At 59.7% G+C, this 17,904-nt stretch carries 15 protein-coding genes and 2 pseudogenes; 10 read left to right on the top strand and 7 right to left on the bottom strand.

The features are described 5' to 3' along the window. The first annotated feature begins 141 nt into the window (after positions 1-141). Positions 142-606, top strand: coding sequence for a BA14K family protein (locus AC244_RS35575; protein WP_082367044.1), 465 nt, complete (start codon positions 142-144; stop codon positions 604-606). A 523-nt stretch (positions 607-1,129) separates the two neighbouring features. Here the strand turns inward: AC244_RS35575 and AC244_RS22330 are convergent. Beyond that, positions 1,130-2,029 (bottom strand): LysR family transcriptional regulator, encoded by a 900-nt coding sequence (locus AC244_RS22330; RefSeq protein WP_053251025.1) that lies wholly within the window; start codon positions 2,027-2,029, stop codon positions 1,130-1,132. Positions 2,030-2,147: 118 nt separating this feature from the next. Between AC244_RS22330 and AC244_RS22325 the strand changes: the two genes are divergently transcribed. From AC244_RS22325 to AC244_RS22295, 7 genes are all read left to right on the top strand, one after another. After that, positions 2,148-3,080, top strand: coding sequence for a VOC family protein (locus AC244_RS22325; RefSeq protein WP_053251024.1), 933 nt, complete (start codon positions 2,148-2,150; stop codon positions 3,078-3,080). A 154-nt stretch (positions 3,081-3,234) separates the two neighbouring features. Further along, complete coding sequence (locus tag AC244_RS22320; protein ID WP_053251023.1) at positions 3,235-3,924, top strand: hydrolase; 690 nt, start codon at positions 3,235-3,237, stop codon at positions 3,922-3,924. A 70-nt stretch (positions 3,925-3,994) separates the two neighbouring features. Continuing rightward, positions 3,995-4,285, top strand: coding sequence for a XapX domain-containing protein (locus AC244_RS22315; RefSeq protein ID WP_053251022.1), 291 nt, complete (start codon positions 3,995-3,997; stop codon positions 4,283-4,285). After that, entirely contained in the window at positions 4,285-6,267 is a 1,983-nt protein-coding gene (locus AC244_RS22310) for an amidohydrolase (RefSeq protein WP_053251021.1), read from the top strand. The genes AC244_RS22315 and AC244_RS22310 overlap by 1 nt, the downstream gene beginning before the upstream one ends. Before the next feature lie 240 nt (positions 6,268-6,507). Further along, the gene (locus tag AC244_RS22305) at positions 6,508-6,951 is read left to right on the top strand and encodes a DoxX family protein (protein WP_053251020.1); all 444 of its coding nucleotides are present in this window, start codon (positions 6,508-6,510) and stop codon (positions 6,949-6,951) included. Next, positions 6,948-8,552: an MFS transporter gene (locus tag AC244_RS22300; protein ID WP_053251019.1), complete on the top strand. Its 1,605-nt coding sequence runs from the start codon at positions 6,948-6,950 to the stop codon at positions 8,550-8,552. Before AC244_RS22305 ends, AC244_RS22300 begins: the two co-directional genes overlap by 4 nt. 293 nt (positions 8,553-8,845) lie before the next feature. Next, on the top strand, positions 8,846-9,682 hold the full coding sequence (locus AC244_RS22295) for an alpha/beta fold hydrolase (protein WP_053251018.1): 837 nt from the start codon (positions 8,846-8,848) through the stop codon (positions 9,680-9,682). Positions 9,683-9,993: 311 nt separating this feature from the next. On the opposite strand, the gene AC244_RS22290 is transcribed toward AC244_RS22295, so the two are convergent. From AC244_RS22290 to AC244_RS22280, 3 genes and pseudogenes are all read right to left on the bottom strand, one after another. Next, the gene (locus AC244_RS22290; RefSeq protein WP_053251017.1) at positions 9,994-10,263 is read right to left on the bottom strand and encodes a hypothetical protein; all 270 of its coding nucleotides are present in this window, start codon (positions 10,261-10,263) and stop codon (positions 9,994-9,996) included. Positions 10,264-10,467: 204 nt separating this feature from the next. Beyond that, positions 10,468-10,776 carry a DUF982 domain-containing protein gene (locus tag AC244_RS22285; protein WP_053251016.1) on the bottom strand — a complete coding sequence of 103 codons (309 nt, stop codon included), beginning with the start codon at positions 10,774-10,776 and terminating at the stop codon, positions 10,468-10,470. 500 nt (positions 10,777-11,276) lie between these two features. Next, positions 11,277-13,125 (bottom strand): annotated as a pseudogene (locus AC244_RS22280) (ABC transporter ATP-binding protein). A 103-nt stretch (positions 13,126-13,228) separates the two neighbouring features. Here AC244_RS22280 and AC244_RS38205 point away from each other — a divergent pair. Continuing rightward, positions 13,229-13,368, top strand: a pseudogene (locus tag AC244_RS38205) (LysR family transcriptional regulator); the annotation flags it as partial. Positions 13,369-13,491: 123 nt separating this feature from the next. On the opposite strand, the gene AC244_RS22275 reads toward AC244_RS38205, so the two are convergent. Together AC244_RS22275 and AC244_RS22270 are read right to left on the bottom strand one after the other, a co-directional pair. Further along, positions 13,492-13,758: a DUF2277 domain-containing protein gene (locus AC244_RS22275; protein WP_053251015.1), complete on the bottom strand. Its 267-nt coding sequence runs from the start codon at positions 13,756-13,758 to the stop codon at positions 13,492-13,494. A 124-nt stretch (positions 13,759-13,882) separates the two neighbouring features. After that, on the bottom strand, positions 13,883-15,235 hold the full coding sequence (locus AC244_RS22270; protein ID WP_234717001.1) for a tlde1 domain-containing protein: 1,353 nt from the start codon (positions 15,233-15,235) through the stop codon (positions 13,883-13,885). Between the two features lie 823 nt (positions 15,236-16,058). Here AC244_RS22270 and AC244_RS22265 point away from each other — a divergent pair. Continuing rightward, positions 16,059-17,192 carry a DoxX family membrane protein gene (locus tag AC244_RS22265; protein ID WP_053251014.1) on the top strand — a complete coding sequence of 378 codons (1,134 nt, stop codon included), beginning with the start codon at positions 16,059-16,061 and terminating at the stop codon, positions 17,190-17,192. Between the two features lie 312 nt (positions 17,193-17,504). Here AC244_RS22265 and AC244_RS22260 read toward each other — a convergent pair. Beyond that, positions 17,505-17,904 (bottom strand): c-type cytochrome (locus AC244_RS22260; protein WP_152976057.1); only part of this gene is annotated, 400 nt, incomplete at its 5' end.

The following is a 17,904-nucleotide window of genomic DNA, read 5'->3' as shown; positions in this document are numbered from 1 at the left end:
AGAACGGAGCCCCGTTCAATGGCAGCTTAAAGTGAAGGTTGGCGGTTGTTGGCGCAAGTTTCTGGCGAACCGAGCGCTGTTCATGCTGTGTTCATGACATTCACTGGAAAATGACCTGACGAAAAACTGTTGGGTGATGTCATGAAAAAGATAGGTGCAGTGCTAGTTGCAGTTGCCACGGCCCTCACGGCGGTATCGGCACAGGCATTGCCTATATCTCCAATGTCGGTGAATCCCCCGAATTTCCAGGCTGCGGAGCTGATCCATCACAAGCCCGGTCACTATGGTGGTCCGCCGCACTCGCGCGGATACAGCAATCCTCGTTACAATTCGGGCCCACGATACGGCTATTACAACGGCTATCATGGTTATCGACGGGACGGCTACCGTCGGCATAATGATGGATGGTGGTATCCTCTGGCCGCATTCGGGGCAGGGTTAGCCATCGGTGGTGCGATCGCGTCGCCACCCCGCCGGGCCTATTCGAACGCCAGTTCAGCCCACGTCGAATGGTGTTACAACCGCTACCGTTCATACAGCGCCTACGACAACACGTTTCAGCCCTATTACGGGCCACGCCAGGAGTGCATTTCGCCATACTATTGATGAGAGCGCCACCTGAGCTGCCGCGGCTGAGCCGGACAGCTCTCGGTGCTTTCGGGCAGTCCGAACGACTATCGTGCCTGTAAAGTTACTATAAGCACCTTTGCCGAGCGCGACGGAATTCGACGCTGTTAATCGCACATTGCTTCCGGCTTCTGATCAAGGATGTACTGGAACGAGCTCTAATAGCGAAGAAAAAAGAGGCCGAAGGCAACGCGCCTCGGCTTTTTTGTTGCCTAACAATTGATCCGCGCGCCAGCGTTTTACGAGCGCACGCGGTGGCCGCAATCATTAATTGTTCCTCCTCCATGCGAGCTAATCCAGGGCTAGGTTTCCCCGTTTCGTCCTGTGGATGTTCCCTCATCGTTCGAGGCGTTTCAGTTCGCGGGAACGTTGTCTTGCGGGAAATCCAGACTTACGGCGCGACCGTTGCGGAGTATATGTGCCAACGTTCCAGGAACGTCGCGCAGCATCGTTTCACCACGTGGCTGAAATTCGATGGCGGAGCCAACGACGCCTGCGGAGGTCAGTGAACTGGAATCACAACTCCCAGAATCTGCTGCTCAAAGAACTTCGAGAATGAGGCGATGCGCGGCGGCAGCGCCTGATAGGGTGGATAGTAAAGGGTCAGCCACAGATCTTGCGGCGCCCATCCCTTGAATGCATGGACGAGGCGTCCGGTCCGCAGATGTTCGGCGATATGAAAGCCGGGAAGCAGCGCCACGCCCGCACCGTCTGCCGCCATGTCAGCGAGAATCTCGCCGCTGTTGGCGCTGAACGCGCGACCCGCTGATATTGTCACGGATGAACCGCCGTCCGAGAGAACCCAGTTTTCCCGACGGCTCTCGCCACTGTAAGCGAGGCACTCTTCGGGCGTCAGTTCGCCGGGATGGTTGAGGGCGGCGAATCGACTGCCGGGTGCTGCGACCAGGATGCGCGGTATGGTGCATATCTTCCGCCAGATGGTGAACTTGTCGGAAGGCTGCGAAGAGATGCGGATCGCCAGATCATAGTCATCGTTGACGATATTCACGAGTCCGTCCGACAGGACGACCTCAAAGCATATCTTCGGATAGAGTTCCTTGAATCCCGACAGGATGACAGGCAGAAAGGTTTTCCCCAGCCACGTCGGAGCGCTGATCCTGAGGCGACCTTCATCGGCCTTGTTGGCGTTCATCACGTCACGTCGCGCGCTCTCGAGCGTTTCCATTGCAGGCTGAATCTGGGCGGCGAAAATTGCGCCGTCCGTTGTGAGCGACACTTGCCTGGTGGTTCGAACGAACAGCTGAACACCAAGATCAGCTTCAAGCGCGGCGATCGCTCGCGTCACCGCCGCGGGCGTCATGTCAAGCTCGCGGGCCACCTGCGCGAAATTCCTCTTTTCGGCGGCCATCAGGAAGGTGCGAAGAGCTTTGTAGTCGTTCATCTCATTGTTTCAAAAATCGCAATTCATTCGAAATTAATATTGCAATTCCGTCGTTCTGACAATCTGCGTAGATTTGTTTTCAGCAACCAAGACCAGACAAAACGCAGGAAACACGGTCATGATCAAGGATATCAAAGGACTTCATCACGTGACGTCCATGGCATCGGACGCCGGGCGGAACAACACGTTCTTCACGGACACTCTCGGTCTGCGAAGGGTGAAGAAGACCGTCAACTTCGACGAGCCGAGCATCTACCACCTCTACTATGGCGACGAAACGGGCGCTGCCGGAACGGTGATGACATACTTCCCATTCGATCACATGATGCGCGGCCGTCCCGGCGTCGGAGAAGTTGGCGAGACGCAGTTTTCGGTTCCTAAGGGGTCGCTGACCTACTGGAAGGACCGGTTGATATCGCAGGGTGTCGGCGGCATCAAGGCCGACACGATCTTTGGTGCCAACCGCCTGCGGTTCAGCGGCCCGGACGGTGACGGATTGGCGCTGGTCGAAAAGGCCGAAGATACTCGCTCTCCCTGGTCCGCCGCGGGCGTGCCGGCCGGTGCTGCCATCCGTGGTTTTGCCGGCGCAAGATTGAGCCTGCACGATACCGCAGCGATGGAAGAGCTTCTCGGTTTCATGGGCTACGAGCGAGCAGAAAAGGAAGGCAACATCACGCGTATGATGATCCCCAACGGCAACGGCGCCGATACGATTGATCTCGAGGCGCTGCCGCAAACGCCGTTCGCTCGCCAGGGGGCCGGCTCGGTACACCATATCGCATTTGCTGTGGCTGACCGGGCGTCGCAGCTTGAGGTTCGCAAGGCGTTAATGGATACGGGCTATCAGGTCACGCCGGTCATCGACCGCGACTACTTCTGGGCGATCTATTTCCGCAGCCCCGGCGGTGTCCTGTTCGAAATCGCAACCAACGAGCCAGGGTTCAATCGTGACGAGGACACCGCGCATCTCGGAGAGGCGCTGATGCTGCCCCAACGCTACGAACCCTTGCGCGACCGGATTGAGGCAGGCCTGGCTCCGCTTGCAGCATAGCAGACAAACGCCCGCGGTCCGCCCCAGGCGGTCCGCCCCTCTTCCACCTTGAGGCTTCGGACGAACTGCGGAAACACCATCGTCCGGTCGGCCGAGCCTATTCAGTTCCCAGCCCGCCGCCCAAACGGCACATAACTCACGAAGGAGAGACCCAATGTCCAGCAAACTCGAAGTCCTGACCCCGCAGAACAGCCAGCTCATCTTCATCGACCAGCAGCCGCAGATGGCCTTCGGCGTCCAGTCGATTGACCGGCAGACCCTGAAGAACAATGTCGTTGGCCTCGCCAAGGCTGCAAAAATCTTCAACATCCCGACGACGATCACAACAGTCGAGACCGACAGCTTCTCGGGCAACACCTATCCCGAACTGCTCGGCGTCTTCCCCGAAAACGATATTCTCGAGCGCACCTCGATGAACTCCTGGGACGACCAGAATGTGCGCGACGCTCTTGCGAAAAACGCTGCGGACGGTCGCAAGAAGATCGTCGTCGCTGGTCTGTGGACCGAGGTCTGCAACACGACATTCGCGCTCTCCTGCATGAATGACACCGACTATGAGATCTACATGGTCGCAGATGCTTCCGGCGGCACGTCGGTCGATGCACACAAATATGCGATGGACCGCATGGTGCAGGCGGGTGTCGTTCCGGTCACCTGGCAGCAGGTCCTGCTCGAGTGGCAGCGCGACTGGGCACGCAAGGAAACCTACGACGCGGTCACTTCCCTCGTGAAAGAGCATTCCGGCGCTTACGGCATGGGCATCGACTACGCGGTAACGCATGTCCATGGTGGCACGGAGCGCGTCAGCCACGGCAAGCGGATCGGCCCGAATCCCGCCAAGTAACCACCGCCGATCGCTCCGGCAGGGCGCTTGCTGCCGGAGCGACCTTTCTTTCACGACGCGAGGTTACCCCATGAAAGTCTATCTTCTGTCACTCGGTGCCGGCCTGCTGGTGGGCGTGGTCTACAGCCTGCTGAACGTGCGCTCGCCCGCCCCGCCCGTCGTCGCCCTCATCGGGCTGCTCGGCATCCTTGTCGGCGAGCAGCTCGTGCCGCTGGCAAAGGGCGTCTGGGGCCGCGAGCCAGCCGCTCTATCCTGGTTACACCAGGTCAAGCCGCACATGTTCGGCCACTTGCCGAAGGGTGGCGTCAACGCGGTGAACGTAGCCACCATCAGCGGACAATCGCCAGAGGAGAAAAGCTGATGACGACGCGCCGAACCTTTCTAGGCGCTGCGACGAGCCTCGCCTTTCCCAGCCTGTTTTCACCGGCAAATGCCGCCGATCCCAGCAAGACCGGAGCCGCTCTCATGCACGCAGATATCGTTCTTCACAGCGGGTTGATTACCACGCTCGATCGCGCCAACCCGAATGCCACCGCGATCGCCATCAAGGATGGCCTGTTCATGAAGGTCGGCACCGACGGTGAGGTCATGGCCCTGGCCGGACCGGGAACGAAAGTCATCGATCTGAAAGGCAAACGGGTGCTGCCGGGACTGATCGACAACCATACCCACGTGGTGCGTGGCGGCCTGAACTACAACATGGAACTACGGTGGGACGGCGTTCGCAGCCTTGCCGACGCCATGGACATGCTGAAGCGACAGGTGGCGATCACGCCCGCCCCGCAATGGGTTCGCGTCGTCGGCGGCTTCACCGAACACCAGTTTGCCGAAAAGCGTCTGCCGACCATCGAGGAGATCAACGCGGTCGCGCCTGATACGCCCGTGTTCCTTTTGCATCTTTACGACCGTGCCTTGTTGAATGGGGCAGCGCTTCGCGCCGTCGGCTACACCAAGGACACGCCGAACCCGCCGGGCGGCGAGATCACTCGCGACGCAAACGGCAATCCGACCGGCATGCTGCTTGCCAAGCCGAATGCGGGGATCCTTTATTCAACGCTTGCCAAGGGGCCGAAGCTGCCCTTCGACTATCAGGTCAACTCCACCCGCCATTTCATGCGCGAGCTGAACCGGTTGGGGATCACCGGCGTTATCGATGCCGGGGGCGGTTTCCAGAATTATCCCGATGACTATGCCGTCATCCAGAAACTTTCCGATGAAGATCAGCTGACCGTTCGCCTTGCCTACAATCTCTTCACCCAGAAGCCGAAAGAAGAGAAGCAGGATTTCCTGAACTGGACCCAGTCGGTCAAATACAAGCAGGGCAATGACTACTTCCGTCACAACGGCGCGGGCGAGATGCTGGTCTTCTCCGCTGCGGACTTCGAAGACTTCCGCCAACCCCGGCCGGAGATGGCTCCGGAAATGGAAGGCGAACTCGAGGAGGTCGTTCGTGTGCTGGCCGAGAACCGCTGGCCCTGGCGCCTTCACGCCACCTATGACGAAACCATCAGCCGCGCGCTCGACGTCTTCGAAAAGGTCGACAAGGACATCCCGCTCGAAGGACTGAACTGGTTCTTCGACCATGCCGAAACCATCTCGGATCGCTCCATAGATCGGATCGCCGCTCTCGGCGGCGGCATCGCCACCCAGCATCGCATGGCCTACCAGGGCGAGTATTTCGTCGAGCGTTATGGCCATGGCGTTGCCGAAGCGACGCCGCCGATCAAGCGCATGCTCGAGAAGGGCGTCAACGTCTCGGCCGGCACGGATGCGACGCGCGTCGCCTCCTATAACCCTTGGGTCTCGCTCTCCTGGATGGTAACGGGCAAGACCGTCGGCGGCATGCAACTCTATCCGCGTGCCAATTGCCTCGATCGCGAGACGGCGCTGCGCATGTGGACGGAAAAAGTCACCTGGTTTTCCAACGAGGAGGGCAAGAAGGGCCGCATCGAGAAGGGGCAGTTCGCCGACCTCGTCGTGCCGGACAAGGATTTCTTTTCCTGCGCCGAAGACGAGATTTCCTTCCTGACCTCGGACCTCACCATGGTGGGCGGCAAGATCGTCTACGGTGCCGGTGACTTCAAGGCACTCGATGAAAACGACGTACCGCCTGCCATGCCGGATTGGTCGCCGGTGCGCGCGTTCGGCGGATACGCCGCTTGGGGTGAACCGGAAGGCGCAGGCAAGCGCTCGCTCCGCCGCACGGCAATCTCGACATGCGGCTGTGCCCACGACTGCGGCGTGCATGGCCATGACCATGCCGGCGCCTGGACGTCGAAGCTGCCGATCGCCGATCTCAAGGGCTTCTTCGGTGCGCTTGGTTGCTCCTGCTGGGCCGTGTGAAACGCAGCCAAGTCATGAAGCATTGAACGGGCAGCAAATTGTTGCTGCCCGTTCTTCCCGAGCCCATGTCGCCGTAGCATGGAAGCCGACTTTCCTGTCTTACGGGATATTGTTGCAAGAACCGCAATTAAATCTAAACTATTACTGCAATTGTTAGCGGCAATCTTCCCGGGCAACATAGCCTCCATCAGACGAACACACCGTCGCTCTTATCGAACGGCGAAGATCGCAGGAGCAGAAATGACCGATCGTTCTTTTTTCACCAATCGCCCCGGCGGGTTTCTTGAACGGGCTGCCGCGTCACCCGTCACGCGGACCATCGCGCTTCTCGCGCTGTGCGCGGCCTATGTTCAGGGGCCGCTGACCAAAATCTTCGACTTCCCCGGCGCGATTGCCGAAATGGAGCATTTCAGCCTTCATCCGGCAGGCCTGTTCGCCGTTGCCGTCATCGCATTCGAGCTTGCTGCCTCTGCCATGGTTGTCTCCGGTTTCCTGCGTTGGTTGGGCGCGTTGGCTCTAGCCGCTTTCACGGTTCTCGCGACCTTCATCGCTCTTCGGTTCTGGGAGATTGCACCGGGCATGGAGCGGATGATGGCGACCAATGCCTTCTTCGAGCATCTGGGCCTCGCCGGCGCCTTCATCCTCGTCGCAGCAATCGATATCACCAAAGGAGCGAGCAAATGAGCGCCTCAAAATCCTCAGGCGGCAGCTTTGCCCCGCTTCGCCAGCCCGTCTTCGCGGTCCTCTGGGCGGCAACGGTTCTCGGCAACACCGGCAGCTTCATGCGCGATGTCGCCAGCTCCTGGCTGATGACGGATCTCTCCGCCGCGCCTGCGGCCGTGGCCATGGTGCAGGCGGCCGGTACGTTGCCGATCTTCCTGTTGGCAATCCCGGCCGGCGTTCTCTCTGATATCCTCGACCGGCGAAAATTCCTCATCGCCGTTCAGCTTCTGCTCGCCAGTGTCAGCATAACGCTGATGGCGTTGTCCCATCTGGGCCTATTGTCGGTCAGCGCATTGATCGCCCTGACTTTCATGGGCGGTATCGGTGCGGCCCTCATGGGACCGACATGGCAGGCGATCGTTCCTGAACTCGTGCCGCGCGAAGATGTGAAGGGCGCAGTCGCTCTGAATTCGCTGGGTATCAACATCGCACGTTCCATCGGTCCAGCCGCAGGCGGGCTGCTGCTTGCCTCCTTCGGTGCCGCCGTCACTTACGGCGCGGACGTGGCGTCCTACGTGCTCGTCATTGCGGCGCTGGTCTGGTGGCCGCGCGCCAAGGAAGCGAATGACGCGCTTTCGGAAGGGTTTTTCGGGGCATTCCGGGCGGGGCTGCGCTACACCCGTGCCAGCCGGTCGTTGCATGTCGTCCTGCTGAGGGCCGCCGTCTTCTTCGCCTTTGCCAGTGCGGTCTGGGCGCTGCTTCCGCTGGTGGCGCGCCAGCTGCTCGGCGGTGACGCCAGTTTCTACGGTATCCTGCTTGGCTCGGTTGGTGCCGGTGCGATCGGCGGCGCCCTCGTCATGCCGAGGCTGCGCCAACATTTCGGCGCCGACGGCCTGTTGTTCGGGTCTGCGCTCGTGGCGGCGCTGGTCATGGCAGCGCTGTCGCTGGCGCCGCCGCAATGGCTTGCCGTCGTCATTTTGCTCTTCCTCGGTGCTGCATGGATCACGGCCCTGACTACCCTGAATGGTGCCGCTCAGGCGGTCCTGCCGAACTGGGTACGGGGGCGCGGGCTCGCCGTCTATCTGACCGTCTTCAACGGTGCGATGACTGCCGGGAGCCTCGGTTGGGGTGCCGTCGGCGAAGTTGCCGGTGTCTCGGGCACCTTGCTGATCGGTGCGTGCGGATTGTTCGTGGCTGGACTGATCATGCACCGTATCAAGTTGCCTTCGGGTGATGCCGATCTGGTCCCGTCAAACCATTGGCCGGAGCCGCTCGTCGCGGAACCGGTCCCGCATGACCGCGGCCCCGTTCTGATCCTGATCGAGTACCATGTCGAGAAGCATCAGCGCACCGCATTCCTGCACGCGCTTGATGAACTGTCTCACGAACGACGCCGCGATGGCGCTTATGGCTGGGGCGTAACCGAGGATGCGGCCGATCCGGAAAAGATGGTCGAGTGGTTCATGGTCGAATCCTGGGCGGAACATCTCAGACAGCACAAGCGCGTGTCGCTGGCAGATGCCGATCTACAGGGCAAGGTGATTGCCTATCACTCCGGGCCGGAGAGACCCGTCGTCAGGCATTTCCTCACGATCAACCGGCCGGGCAGCGTATCGGCATAACCCATGGGGCGGCTTCGGCCGCCTCCTTTTATTGCAAATATGGCAACTCATTCGTTATTATTATTGCAATTGTTCGCGTGCACGCCCCGGTCCAATATTCCTGCATAGACAATCGCAATACCGCAAAACAAGCGCGCTACAGTATGCAGGAGATCCACCGTAACTTCGACCTTTCCTCATCAGTCGCCGTGAAGCATTCTTGCAGGCGGGATCCTGCCGACGACCATCACGCTTCCCAACTTCCCAACATCCGCCGCAGCAACCACTATCCATCCAGGCAAAGGAGAAAGACCATGGGCTTTGTTACCACCGCAGACGGAACCGAAATCTTCTACAAGGATTGGGGTCCGAAGGACGCGCAGCCGATCATGTTCCATCACGGCTGGCCGCTTAGCTCCGACGATTGGGATGCGCAGATGTTGTTCTTCCTGTCGAAGGGGTACCGCGTCGTTGCCCACGACCGCCGTGGTCATGGCCGCTCGGCACAGGTCTCCGAAGGGCACGATATGGATCACTATGCCGCCGACGCCTTTGCAGTCGTCGAAGCGCTCGATCTGAAGAATGTCGTCCATATCGGCCATTCCACCGGTGGCGGCGAGGTTGCCCGCTATGTTGCCAAACACGGCGAACCGGCAGGCCGCGTCGCAAAGGCAGTGCTGGTTTCAGCCGTACCTCCACTGATGCTCAAGACGGCGTCGAACCCCGAAGGTCTGCCGATCGAAGTCTTCGACGGCTTCCGGTCCGCGTTGGCTGCCAATCGGGCACAGTTCTTCCGCGACGTCCCCGCCGGCCCGTTCTACGGCTTCAATCGCGACGGTGCGACAGTGCAGGAAGGCGTGATCCAGAATTGGTGGCGGCAAGGCATGATGGGCAGTGCGAAAGCCCATTACGAGGGCATCAAGGCCTTTTCGGAAACCGACCAGACGGAGGATCTGAAGGCAATCGGCGTGCCGACGCTTGTCCTGCATGGCGAGGATGACCAGATCGTCCCGATCGCCGACTCTGCGCTCAAGGCCATCAAGCTCCTGAAGAATGGCACGCTGAAGACCTATCCGCGCTTCTCGCACGGCATGCTGACGATCAATGCCGACGTCCTCAATGGCGACCTGCTCGCCTTCATCGAGGCCTGACCCCGAACGAGGCATGGATGCGGCGCCGGTGGCCGCATCCATTGGCCTGCGACACCTGTCAAGGCTTGCCGCGATGGCTGTGGGCGTCAGCCTCGCCGGGACAATCCGGCGCATAGTGGACGCCATTGTTGGGCAGGGGTGACGGCCGTACAAAATCGGATATTCGAAAATGCTGCTGCAGGATGGCGCAAGCGCGGGGCCAGATCGTGCCACACGCCAACTACGCCCAAAGGGCGTTGGTTCGTCGTTGCACAATTTCCGCGGCCTCGATGCTCCGCAGCGGGGCCGCATTTTTTGTGAGGTGGCCTGGTTTAATGCTCCGTCCGCATCCGATGCTGCTCGTAGCTTCTTCCGTGCGTTGAGCCGGCCCGTCTACAGAACCAGCGGCCGCATTCGATCAGCGCGAGTTCATCAGCATTGCCGACCCTGAGTTCATCCATGAGGAATTTTGCGAGCCGACCGGCTCGAACATCCTGGCGCGAAATATGTGCCTCAAAGCAAATCTGATCAAAAATCTTCTGCAATAAATCAATTTGGTCAGGGGCAATTTCAAATCCTGACTGGTCAAAGTGAATAGCCATTGAGACCTCCCTTCTCTGCTATCTCCTTCACCGGGGAGGTGAAGATAGCGGATATGATCATTGCCTCCAACTGAGCAAAAGTTGAGGATGGCGGGCTTAGAACCGCCGTTGGTAGGTGAATTGCAGAGATCGCAGTCAGGTGTCGGATCTCGCGCGAATTCGCGGCGAACGATGAAGTATCGTTCGCCGCGATCCCTGCGACTATCAGGCGGCCCTTGGGCGGTTGCCGCGGTTGCGTTGGTGCGCCGTCACGGGCTCGATCGTCCCGGTGACGGGCAGGCCTGCTTCAAGACATGCTGCGATGAACGCTTCCCGCGCGACGGCGACCGGGGTCGTCCGATGGAGAGCGCCCCGACACGTCTTGATCGCGCGCTCGTAGCGCTGTCCGCGACGCAGTGGCCACTCGTTTTCGAGGAAATCAAGAGCATCGAAGACAGACGAGAAGACGTGGCTCGTACCGTTTTGAAATCGAACGGTGAGTGGCACGGACCATGGCATTTCTGCAATGAACATTGGTTCCTCCTTCACATACGAACGGGGATGAAAAGAAGACAGGGAAAATATCGGGTGCTCAGATTTCGGCGTCAAGCCGGGACGAGGGCAGCGGCCCCAAAAAAAGGCCCCTGTAAGGGGGCCAAGGCAACGACAGCTGGTGCGGGGGACTGCCAGCTATCACGGGGTCTGCGAGTAATTCGCATCGGAAGGTTTTTGTTCCACGGGATCGCTGGTTACGGTCGATTTTGCCCGTTGCTTGCAGCTCGGTTACCTTGAGATCAGAAGCAATTCTAGAACTCTCGAATAGTTGCGTGCCGCCGAAGCTGCAGTTTGTGGGTTCGGATGAATTCATCCGGCTGCCGAAAATAGAATGTGCACCCCTCAGCGTGTCAGTGGCATAACGTACCGTCTGGGATGGTGTACGAAGCGCCGCTTCGAGAGATCGAAACTCGCTCCAAGTTCCTCAAGCGCTACGCGTTCTTGTGAGAAGCCGCGCCAGCGTTGAACAGGGGCGTGCTTCAACTGATTTCTTCAGGAATAAAACCACCGGTCTGGCGTTTCCAGAGACGGGCAAATAAGCCGTCTCGTTCAATCAGTTCCTCCGGCCTGCCTTCTTCCACAATGCGCCCCTGATCGAGCACGACGATCCGGTCCATCATGGCAATGGTCGAAAGGCGGTGTGCGATGGCAATCACCGTCTTTCCCTCCATTACCAGGTTGAGCTTTTCCTGGATGTCGGCCTCGGATTCGCTGTCGAGGGCGGAGGTTGCCTCGTCAAGCACTAGGATCGGCGCGTCCTTCAGCAAGACGCGGGCGATCGCGACGCGCTGCCGTTGACCGCCCGAGAGCTTGATGCCGCGGTCGCCGACGAAAGCGCCATAACCCTTGCGGCCTTCTCCGTCCGCCAGATCGGTGATGAACACATCGGCCCTCGCCGTCTTCGCCGCCTCTTCGACCTCGTTCTGCGTCGCCTCCGGTCGGCCGTAACGGATATTGTCGCCGACCGAACGGTGCAACAGTGCTACGTCTTGCGCGATGACCCCGATGTTGCGGCGAAGGCTTGCCTGCGTGACATCGCGGATATCCTGCCCATCGATCAGGATCGCGCCTTGCCTGATGTCGTAGAAGCGCAGCAGCAGGCTCACCAGCGTGGTCTTGCCGGCCCCGGAGAGGCCGACCAGCCCCACCTTCTCCCCGGGTCGAACCGTCAGCGATAGATTGTCGATGACAGGCTTGCCGGACTTATACGTAAAGCAGACATCTTGGAAACGAATCTCGCCGCTGTTGACCGTGAGGCTCGTCGCTTCCGGCCGATCTGTGATGGTCGGCGGCGTCGTCATCACGGGCATCGCGTCCTTGATCGTCCCGATCGCCTGGAAGATCTGCTGGCCCATCTGCAAGAAGGTGAAGGTGTGACCGGACAATCGTTGGAGGATGTAGACCGCGCCGACGAACTCGCCAACTGTAAGAAAGGCATTGACGAGGCCCGAAAAACCAATCGAAAGCATCGCTAGCCAGAGAGCCATGTTAAGCGCGACGACAGTCAGTTCTGACGTGCGGTAGATGCGCTGTTCCCTGTGCTGCGTCTGTATGGTTTTCTGAATGATGCGACGGATAGCGCCAGCCTCGCTGTCTTCGGCCGCGAATTGCTTGATCATTTGCATGTTGGTGTAAAGGTCGGTGATGGCGCCGGCCAGCAAGCTGCGCTGCTTGGCGGTGCTGCGCGAGCGTTCGACGAAGATCGGCGCCATCTTGATGGCGAGTGCCACGTTGAGAGCGATCCAGACCATGACCGGCAGGGCGAGCTGCCAGGACAGGCTGCTCAGCAGGATGACGGAGCCGACCATCTGCAGCAGGAAGCGCGGAATAGACTGGAAGGCGGCAATGATCTGCTGTTGGACGGCGGATGATACTTGTGACAGGCGTGAAGCGACCTGTCCGGCAAAAAGGTCGTGGAAAAACGCCAGATCCTGCCGCTCGACCGCCTTGTGACCCTGCCACTGGATCGCCGCCGGCATGCCGACGCCGAGCGTGTGCGAGTTGAGTGTGTTTAGCAAAAAAGAAGCGACCGGCATGGCCGGAAAGATCAGGAGTCCGAGAAAAGTCAGGAGGCGCCATTCGCTGTGCAGGAAGGCGGATGCGCCCATCTGCGATACGCCATCTACGATGACCGAGAGCCCCCAGACGATGGTGAGGTTGATGGCCTCGATCGCCATGGATGACAGCGCGAGCGCGATCAGCACGCCACGGAACATCGATATGAAGTGCAGAAGGACGGTCACCCTTGGACGGCAGCGGCCGGTAAGGAATATCCAGGGGCCTGATCAGGGTTTCAAAGGGACGGTAAATTGCATCTGAAATCGACATGGCTCGCTCGGGTTCTAAATGGAAAGGAGGGCGAGGACTCAGCTACACGTGTAGATAGGATCACCTTATGGCCGCAATCTCAACTAGAAACAATTTTCTGGATCTGCTCAACCGCAATTTCGAGCTTCGGTAGGTGAGAGGTGTCGACTTCAGGATCGGGCTTGGTGTCGCCTTGGGCAAGGACGACCCGACCGCTACGGCATCATCGATATCGCCGGCTCGCTGGTGAGGCCGGGCGGGTGAGGGGACAGATCGCCTGATTGCGATGGTGTCATCCCTCGCGTGAGCGGAGCGGCTTGCCGGGGCAGTTGGTGGCGAGACAGCGGGAGGAGACCCGGAGCTTACGGCAGGCTGATGGTGCTCTCGTCAGGCGAACCGGAGCGCCAATCTGGCGCGCGCCTTGGCTGCTTCTTCTTCGCGGTTGCGTGGGGGCTGCGAAGTATCGAGCGTATCGAGCAATTCTCGGGCGCAGGCGGCGATCGAATTGACCGCGCGCTCGAAGGTCGCCTGATTGCGTTTGGACGGTTTGGTCGTTCCGCTCAGCTTGCGCACGAACTGCACCGCTGCGTCATGGATCTCCTCGTCAGTCGCTGGTGGATCGAAATTGAACAGGGGTTTTATGTTTCGGCACATGACGGGCTCCCGGTCCGCTTTAAACTCGCTTCTCTAGAAGGCGAGATCTTAATGCCGACCTCTCGTTGGCGAAAGCCTTGATCGCCATCTCTTCCTTCGACCAGTCGACTGCCGGGTGAGCCTGTCAGGTATTCTTTCCGTTCGATGCCATTTGCATGCCAGCCGCGCGTCCGCCGCTCGGCACCACGACGATCTGCCGGACCTTGCCCTCCTTGAAGGCGGTGAGGAAACGCCTGTAGTCCTTGAAGGCGACGCAGCCATGCGATTCCGCTCGGCCGCCGCGCAGCAGGTAGCTGTGGGTCAAGAAACCGTCGCGGCCGTGCTTGTTCTTTCCGTCGATAGGCAGCATGCGGATCGCTTCGACACCATGGAAGCGTGCTTCGCGCATCTTGAGATTGTATGTGTGCGGTGGGGTCGGCCCGGTCATCTTGACATCCACATAGCGGGGATTGTCGGCCATCTTGCCGATGCCGGAATGGGCCTCGAGGACGCTGCCGTCGGGCATGTAAACCTTCGCGGCGCTGATGTCGTAGACGGCGACGCCATTTCCCGCCTTGGTTCCACCGCCGAACATGCTGCGCAAGGTCTGGCCGAGGCCGCCGGATCTGTTCCCTGCCGGATCGTTCGGCCGCGCGTAAGCAAGCTTTTGCTGCTTTGGCGTATCCCGCTCGTCGGCCTTCGCGGTTTGTTCGACCTTCGATGCTGCCCCGTCTCGGGCTTGCCCGATCTCGGATCTCTCCGTTTCAGCGCCAAGCTTTTGGGCTTGATTGCCACCGGGACGGAACTGCGGAAGAGGTCCGGACGACGGCGTATCCTCATAGATTGGCAGGGCGGCGAGGTCATCGACGATGTTGGGGTCCTCTGACGCGGCGAGGTCGTCCTCCAGCGGCGGCGCCAGTAACGCCGAGAACGCAGAGCCGTTCGCTCCGCTCTGCGAGGGGTCGGCATAGGCGAGCGAGGTCAGGGGTTTATCGGTCGAACCGGCGCGCAGCGGCCCGAACCGCTCCAGCGCAGGCCCGACAACCTTTGCAGTCGCGGGGCGCGACGTGGCGGAACCGGAGGCCCGGAAATGGCCCGCGGGTTTCTCGGATGTCAATGTGGCCTGCCTCGCCAAGGCGTCGAAGCGCGCTGCATTGCCGCTCGTCTCGGCATCTCCGGGAACATCGGGACCGTGGGCGAATCTCGCTCGGCCACTGGTAAGGCTTGCGAGCACGACAGGCTCAGCCGCGGCGGCGACCAATCTCGGCGTCTGTTTGACCCTGGCCTGCTTGACCCACGGGCGCTCCTTTACTCTCTCCGCCACATGGAGTTGCGGCTTAGGCAGGAAGTGGCCCGAACCATGAGCGAAAAAGCTGCCCATCACGACCATGCCGGCCACCGACCCGGCAGCCACACCGGCAAAGGCGAGGCCGCAGCACGTGATCAGCAGTGGGCGTAACAGACGGTGCAAAGACTTTGGACGAACGACCTTACTCACAACGCATATCAAGCCAGTAAATCCCGCAAAGGCCTTCAGGTCGGCGATCGACCACCGCTGCGCGATTTCCCGGATTGTCCCCTTCTTGACGACTGATCGACAAAAGATGAACAAGTATGGTTAAATTTTGCTTTCCATGAACCGAGATAGATCCGAGCGGTATGATGTCTTCTGGCTGCGGTAACTGCTTGAACCGCGTTTTGTCCTAACAGCTGTTGGCGCGATACGTCATGCCGATCACGTCGGTGCTTTCCCGTTGATATGTAAATTCCATCGTGTCCTGCAGAATCAGGAGCTGCCGGACGACCGCCGCAACAAGCAATGGGATTACCGGAGATACCCGCATCTTGGATTGATTGATCACATCAACTGCTTCTTCCCTTGCAAGTCTCTGTGATGATGTCCCAGGGGCTAGGGGAGTACGACAGCAGCTGCGACGAAAGTCGAAAAACTCGTTGGACCTTCCGCCGTTCCCGTCGGGCTCGTTTAAGGCGATCCTTTTCACCGCGACAAAATCTCGGATGATCTGTTTCAGGACCGGCTCAGGACTGCGCTGGGTCGAAGAGTGGGCGCGCAGTTCCGCACGGAACTACCTGTCCCCGCGGGGAGAACAGATCCTACCGACATGAAGAGAACACCCAACAGTGCGGCGCCGTCGAGGCGGCCGGACCGGCGGTGAAGGTTTGTTCGCCGGCGCGGCCGCCCATTGAAGCGAAGGCTGGTCAGGTCGGACGAGACATGAGGCAGGGGCGTTCACGGTGCGCCATCGGACTGTCGGGGAAGAATCAGCTCGCTAGCAGCAGCAACTGCAAAGGGGATTGCAATGCTTGTGAAGCGTTTTGGAATGAACAGGAGCGATTTCCTCTCAACACAATACGGGCAAGCTGCGGTGGTGACTATTGGCAGCGTAGTGTTGTCTATGGTCCGCCCCCCGGCGGCTGAGGCTCATGTCAAATGGTTTGCGCCCTTTGACATAGCGTCACCGCCAAGGCCATTCACTGAAACATTGACGACGCCTTGGTTCTGGCTTGCCGTCGCCATTGCAGTCCTGGTCTTCGCCATGACCGTTGCCGTCGAGCGTACCACCTTCGCCGATAGGGTCCTCGCTGTCATGGACCGTGCGGCAAAACCTTTGTGGAATCGGGCTGACGACTTTGTCCGCGCCACAACGGCGGCCTTCTTCATCGCAATCTTCGTCATTGGCGATGTCTATCTTACTCCCGATCTAAAAACACATTCGCAATGGGTTTGTTGGGCGCAGCTATTCATCGCAGCGGGTCTCTTCTCGCGCCGGACAATGTGGCTTTCCGGCATTGGGATACTCACGCTCTGGAGCACGGCGCTTCATGAGTATCAACTCTTTCATCTCCTCGATTATCTTGTGCTTGGCGTTGGTGTTGCAGGTTATCTCGTACTGTTCTCGCTTGAGGAGACCTCTTGGCGAGCACGGCGCTTCACCCTTCTGCGCTGGGCGATCGCCATTACGCTGATGCGCTCCAGTCTCGAAAAGTTCGCCTATCCGGAATGGTTCTATCCGCTGGCCCAGGAGAAGCCGTTTCTGACTTTGGGGATGCCGGCGGATGTATTTTTGCCGATGGCAGGCGTCGTCGAGTTTGTCCTCGGCCTGGGACTGATCTGGACACCTATCGTCAGGCGGTTGTCAGCCATTGCACTGCTGATCGTTTTCAATGCAGCCGTCCTGCCGTTCGGACGCATGGATCTCGTCGGCCACAGTCTGCTCATAATGATGCTGGTGATAGCGACAATCGAGCCGGCGGGTGACGGACAATTCGCACCAGCTTTCCGGCGCGCAATCGTCGGCGCTCCAATCGGCTTTATTGTTGCTTTAGCACTCCTGGCCCCGACCTATTGGAATTTGCACGAGGTGCTCTATGGTCGCGAACGACCGGCGCAAATATCAGTCTTTGTAGGACAACACGATCGACCGGCGATGTAATTGCCTCCGAACAAGTGTGGGATCTATGCACGCCAGTTCCCTCGAAATGTCCTGGAGTGCTGCTTACCACTGCTCTTTCGGGGACGGCACAGGATCGGCAGTCTTGTTCCTCGTGAGTTCCAATGCTCTAGGCTGATCCATGGCACTATCCCTTTCTGACGTGGACCGGTTTGGGACATTGCGCTCTGCTGGCAAGTAGCGGCACGGGTTGAACAAGCCGGGCGCCACACAGCGACGCGATGTGCGACTTCCGGAAAGCTCACAGCCAAGCAGCCGGTCAGGCGGCGGCGTACTTTAGTGGGAAGCGGTCGCCTATTTGTGCTGGTGATGAGACCCGCCTTGTGTGGGGTGGAGATGCGTTTCCTCGGGCTGGGCTCGCAATTCTTCTATCTGAACCGTTTTGCTGGCCAGATACGAGATGAGGTCCGATGCGTCGCTCGCCGACAGGCCGAGATTTGGCATGCGGACGCCTTTGAATTTCGCGTCGAGGTCGGCGAGGATTGGGTCTCTATTGGCGCGCAGTCGGGCGGGGTTCATGATCATTTCCACAAGCCACTTGGGGTCACGCCGGTCCGTGACGCCGAGCAGATCGGGGCCGATATGGTCGGTTACGCCCACTGTGTGGCAAGGTGCACAGATCTTCTTGAACAGGACCTGCCCCGGCTCGCGGCCGATTGTCAGGCCCTGTGGGTCATGGTCTGCTGCCAAGGCA

The organism is Ensifer adhaerens (assembly GCF_001270265.1).
Lineage (GTDB): Bacteria > Pseudomonadota > Alphaproteobacteria > Rhizobiales > Rhizobiaceae > Ensifer > Ensifer adhaerens_B.
The sequence above is the reverse complement of the archived record's forward strand: the minus strand, read 5'-3'. Positions and strand labels throughout refer to the sequence as shown.

What these genes read in the sequence shown, in the direction of transcription:
- AC244_RS22330 (WP_053251025.1), bottom strand. Translation starts at nt 2,029, where the DNA reads ATGAACGACTACAAAGCTCTTCGCACCTTCCTGATGGCCGCCGAAAAG.
- AC244_RS22315 (WP_053251022.1), top strand. Translation starts at nt 3,995, where the DNA reads ATGAAAGTCTATCTTCTGTCACTCGGTGCCGGCCTGCTGGTGGGCGTG.
- AC244_RS22265 (WP_053251014.1), top strand. Translation starts at nt 16,059, where the DNA reads ATGCTTGTGAAGCGTTTTGGAATGAACAGGAGCGATTTCCTCTCAACA.
- AC244_RS22295 (WP_053251018.1), top strand. Translation starts at nt 8,846, where the DNA reads ATGGGCTTTGTTACCACCGCAGACGGAACCGAAATCTTCTACAAGGAT.
- AC244_RS22325 (WP_053251024.1), top strand. Translation starts at nt 2,148, where the DNA reads ATGATCAAGGATATCAAAGGACTTCATCACGTGACGTCCATGGCATCG.
- AC244_RS22300 (WP_053251019.1), top strand. Translation starts at nt 6,948, where the DNA reads ATGAGCGCCTCAAAATCCTCAGGCGGCAGCTTTGCCCCGCTTCGCCAG.
- AC244_RS22310 (WP_053251021.1), top strand. Translation starts at nt 4,285, where the DNA reads ATGACGACGCGCCGAACCTTTCTAGGCGCTGCGACGAGCCTCGCCTTT.
- AC244_RS35575 (WP_082367044.1), top strand. Translation starts at nt 142, where the DNA reads ATGAAAAAGATAGGTGCAGTGCTAGTTGCAGTTGCCACGGCCCTCACG.
- AC244_RS22305 (WP_053251020.1), top strand. Translation starts at nt 6,508, where the DNA reads ATGACCGATCGTTCTTTTTTCACCAATCGCCCCGGCGGGTTTCTTGAA.
- AC244_RS22290 (WP_053251017.1), bottom strand. Translation starts at nt 10,263, where the DNA reads ATGGCTATTCACTTTGACCAGTCAGGATTTGAAATTGCCCCTGACCAA.
- AC244_RS22320 (WP_053251023.1), top strand. Translation starts at nt 3,235, where the DNA reads ATGTCCAGCAAACTCGAAGTCCTGACCCCGCAGAACAGCCAGCTCATC.
- AC244_RS22285 (WP_053251016.1), bottom strand. Translation starts at nt 10,776, where the DNA reads ATGTTCATTGCAGAAATGCCATGGTCCGTGCCACTCACCGTTCGATTT.
- AC244_RS22275 (WP_053251015.1), bottom strand. Translation starts at nt 13,758, where the DNA reads ATGTGCCGAAACATAAAACCCCTGTTCAATTTCGATCCACCAGCGACT.